Source organism: Siphonobacter sp. BAB-5405 (assembly GCF_002872335.1).
Taxonomy (GTDB): domain Bacteria; phylum Bacteroidota; class Bacteroidia; order Cytophagales; family Spirosomataceae; genus Siphonobacter.
The window spans coordinates 1-4,106 of sequence record NZ_NJAG01000110.1; the positions used below are offsets into that span (position 1 = coordinate 1).

A 4,106-nucleotide genomic window follows, 5' to 3' on the forward strand; every position below is an offset into this window, starting at 1 on the left:
TAAAGTTGTTTGGGTGTAGTTCCCGTATGCTTCTTCGTTTGTCTGATGAAATGAGACTGGTCATAGTAATACGACTGGGGGTAAAAGCGACCTTGGCCGATCTGCGGTAAAGCAGAGAAAAAGACCAGTTGTTCGAGATACACTTTGAGCGGCAGGCCAAACCAGGCTTTGAAATAACGGTTTATCTGTCGATCAGCCCAGCCCGTTTCCAGGGCTAATTCATGAACCGAGATAGCCCCCTTGCATTGGTCCTATTAACGCCAGGAGGTTTCGTTTTCTGGGATCAATAATTTGAGAACGGAGTTGTTGCTGAAGCAGGGCACTTATGGCGTCTGCAAAACTAGCTAGTGGCGTATGGGCGTTCAGCTCCAGGGACTCAAAATCCAGGGACAGTTTCAGACTGGAATTGGTAGACAATCGGGTTCGAAGCAGGTATTCAACCGCTAATAGTTTAAACCGAACGCCCAGGAAGACCGCCTGATCGGGAATGCTTATCTCCAATCTATGGGTTGATAAGCCAAACAACGTCACCTGTTGGGGTTGCTCAGGGAAAATGGAAAAATCAACTCGATTCCTGCATCAGGGATGATGGTGTAGTGGCTATCTGTACCACTCGTATTGTGGGTCTTCCAGAAGGTAAAAACAAAAGGGTGAAGCAATTCGTCTGGTTGATGGTCTGAATACTGAATACCCATGAGCTGTTTTGGTCAAAATTTCGTAGTACAACGATAACTTCTTTCTAACCTTTTACAAACGATGAGCCATTCAGGAAACGGTAATAATGCCTTTTGCTGCAAGTACTACTGAAAACGTGTCTTAGGTAAGTGATAAAGTCTGTACATCCGTACAGGCCAACTAGCAGCAATATTCCGGATTGCCCACATTTGATGTTTCATCAGGGGCTTGGGATTCTCTATAGTTTTAAGACGTTCTCCTTTCACAAGTCATTCCATTCACTGGGGAAGAGATTGCTTGACAAGCCGCAAGGTCCCCCTTGCGGCTTGTTATAAACATCCGTTAACTTTTTGTATGCCAAAGCTTTCAGATTCTGTAACAGCTGAAATCCGAAGTAATTCCTCTCGGTTTAGAGCGTTTGTGTCAGGGGTACTAATCGAAGATTGGCAATTAACAGCTGAAACTGAACAAGCGGAACACTGGGATAGTTTTGATAAAAGTTAACAAATGCCAGGGCAGAGTTTACGGTGGCATTATCCTGTAAGTAGGTTCTAACGGTCGTAAGTGGTTGACCCGTAGAACCTGCTTTGAAATAAGAAAGCGGAATAGAAACCGTTTGCCACTGTTTTTTAAAGTCGTAGGGAACGACCGCATTACTCACGGCCCACCAGCCAAAATTGTACGTAGTGGCTGAGGCCGCACCCCCTTTACTCACATCAAGACGGTACGAGAGGACGCCAGATTTCCAGGGCTGGTTCATGTACAGCTCAAACTGAATGGCGAGGTTATTCATATTGGTAGTGGTACTGATTTTGCTGGCTGGGTTATTCATTACCTTCTGAATCGCTTTCACCATCGCAAACCTTAACCAACCCGTATTGCCCTTATCATCATTACCCGTACCTACAGCCAGATCTTTTGCCGTAGCCGGAATACTGATCGCATACGCTGGATTGTTAGGGAGTTGCGTCAGGTTTTTGAGGGCATCTCCTGCCAGTGTAGCATAGCCCGTACCCCCAGACATGGGAACTTCCGGATCCGTGGTAGTCTGTAGAAAAATACCCGCCTGATAAAATAGATACGGGGGCGTTAGGTAGTCTTCGCCGTCGATGACGATACGAATCGCTCCACTCTGCTGGCGGTCTACGTTCGCGGGCGTTTCTACCACAATTTCAGTGGCAGATACACTTTTGATGGCAACTTTTACATCCCCCGGAAAGAATACCTCTTTTGCTTTACTCAGGTTTATTCCGGTAATGGTGACTGCATCCCCGGCAAAAGGCATCGTACAGGAAACGGCATCTATTCTCGGTATTTTAGTAGCGTCTCTAAAAATGAAATCCTTATAGACGACACTTCCCTTCGTTGTAACCGCTTGTATGGTATTCCTTACCTGCTCGTCCGTGACGTCCGAGCCCGTGGGCAATTCAGTAGGTATTCTAAAAACAATATAGTTTTCAGACACATGAACGGGATTAAACCCTACTTCTTTACCATTGCAGTACAGCTTTCGTAAACCCGTAAAACCACTGCCTTCCAATCGGACCCATTTGTCCAGTAAACTTCCGGTAATCTGTTCATTGGCTACATTGTAATCGTTTGTCCAGACACTATGAATGGACAGAGGCTCTGAGTTATCCCGTTCGCAGGAAAAGAATAGGGCTGACATGAGTAGTACTACATTCAACCATAGTATCGATTGTCGTATCATATACCAAAAGCAATTAGAAATTATAAGATACCGGTTGCGTCAGCAATTTGGGATTACTGGAAACTTCTGCGGCCGGATACGGCAGGGTCCAAATGTTAGATTTAGCACCAGGGGCGTGCACATACGAACCTTGGGCAACGTTATGCTCAACCTTCTGAGGAATGTATCCCGCCTGCTGACGGGGAGAGTTATTCCAGCCGGACGTGTTTGGATACAGCAAGGGATCAAAGGTGTAGGAGAATGAGGCCCAGTTGGTAAATTCGGTGGTAGGGTTGGTGTCCTTTAGCTTATTGTTAAGAAAATTCAAAACCCAGTCCATGTCATAGAATGACCGGCGTACTAAATCGGGCCAGAACACGATCTCATGAAAAAACTCCATACGTCTTTCTTTCAAAAGGTCATTAAGAGAAATGCTGGTATAAGGCACAAAATCCGCCGGGTTGAGTTTGAATGCACGTTTGCGTAGGCATTCGCATATTCTAATGCTTTCCCATCGCTGGTCTGGGTTCCCATGCCGATGGCTGCTTCGGTATACATAAGGTAGACCTCCGCTAGTCGCATCAAAGCAGGTACGTGTCCAGAATTGCCTTGTACAGCTATCCCGTCCGTATCCTTGATTCCACCGACTACAAACTTCTTGATGTTGCACTTCGTCCGACCCGAGGGTACCGTCCAGCTTCCTGCGGGGAGATGCGTGCCGATATAGCTATACTTCTGGCCCGGAATACAAACATTTCCCCGGAGTCTGGACAATGCTTTGTCATCAACCAGCCACTTCAATAGATCATACGAAATAAATAATGCACTGGAGCCTCCGATGTTCTCCGTCATGCTGAGGTCATACGAAAGAGCTCCGTTTAAAGGATTACCCAGGCCGTACTCTACTACACCGGGCAAAAATTGAATCCCAAACAGTACTTCTTTATTATTATTAGTCTGGGTGCGGAAAAGCTCCTCATAATCATCCATTAACCCATACGAAGACTCCGTAATGACGCTTTCGGTCAGGACTTTCACCTGATCATAATAGGTTTGGGCTAAGGCCGCGTTGCTTCCGGCATTATTGCGTGCGAGATACTCGGGTGAAATCGATTACCACGGGCGTAGTTCGCAGCCGTCAGGCAAACCCTTGCCAGCATTCCTTTCGCCGAATATTTCGTTACCCGACCTTTTACATCCGTCGCGGGCAGTACGTCAGCCGCTTTGGAAAGATCATGGATCGCATACTGGATGACATCTTCGAAATGGTGGGGAGGAATAAGCGTATTGAGAGCAAAATCCCGCGGATCATCTACGATCGGCACATCATGCCAGAGCATAGCCAGGTACCAGTAGGCCGTAGCCCGCATAAAGCGAGCTTCTCCTTCACAAGCTTTTGCCTGCGTTTCATTTACACCGTTAGCGATGGCAATAGGGACGTAATCCTTGATAATGTAATCGGCCTGAGTAATAGCTACATACAGGGACCCCCAGGTTTGAAATAATTCATTGAAGTTGGAGTTTTCTGCAAACAGGGCTAATGCGGCCATGTTTCCGGTTACTCCGTCGATATAGGCATCGTTAGCTCTACCCGAGGTCATTCCCCGCGTATGTTCATTGAATTTATTCCAGGGTTTGGTGTAGAGAAAGGCCGTAGCTCCGCGTAAATCATCAATATTTTTAAAGGAGTTACCCACTTGTTTCTGGGAATCTGATTTGACCTCCAAAAGTCTTCACAGCT

Annotated in this window: 3 protein-coding genes and 1 pseudogene; all 4 read right to left on the reverse strand. The window is 46.5% G+C overall.

Annotated features, from left to right (window positions below; translation table 11 throughout):
* Positions 1-219 precede the first annotated feature (219 nt).
* Positions 220-501: a hypothetical protein gene (locus BWI97_RS26150; protein ID WP_102203406.1), complete on the reverse strand. Its 282-nt coding sequence runs from the start codon at positions 499-501 to the stop codon at positions 220-222.
* A gap of 583 nt (positions 502-1,084) precedes the next feature.
* Entirely contained in the window at positions 1,085-2,344 is a 1,260-nt protein-coding gene (locus BWI97_RS26155) for a glycan-binding surface protein (RefSeq protein ID WP_158242865.1), read from the reverse strand.
* 55 nt (positions 2,345-2,399) lie between these two features.
* Positions 2,400-3,355, reverse strand: a pseudogene (locus BWI97_RS29390) (RagB/SusD family nutrient uptake outer membrane protein).
* A 68-nt stretch (positions 3,356-3,423) separates the two neighbouring features.
* Positions 3,424-4,092 carry a RagB/SusD family nutrient uptake outer membrane protein gene (locus tag BWI97_RS26170; protein ID WP_102203410.1) on the reverse strand — a complete coding sequence of 223 codons (669 nt, stop codon included), beginning with the start codon at positions 4,090-4,092 and terminating at the stop codon, positions 3,424-3,426.
* Between the last annotated feature and the right edge of the window lie 14 nt (positions 4,093-4,106).

Excerpts from the sequence above, each read along its gene's own strand:
- BWI97_RS26155 (WP_158242865.1), bottom strand. The coding sequence starts at position 2,344 with ATGTCAGCCCTATTCTTTTCCTGCGAACGGGATAACTCAGAGCCTCTG.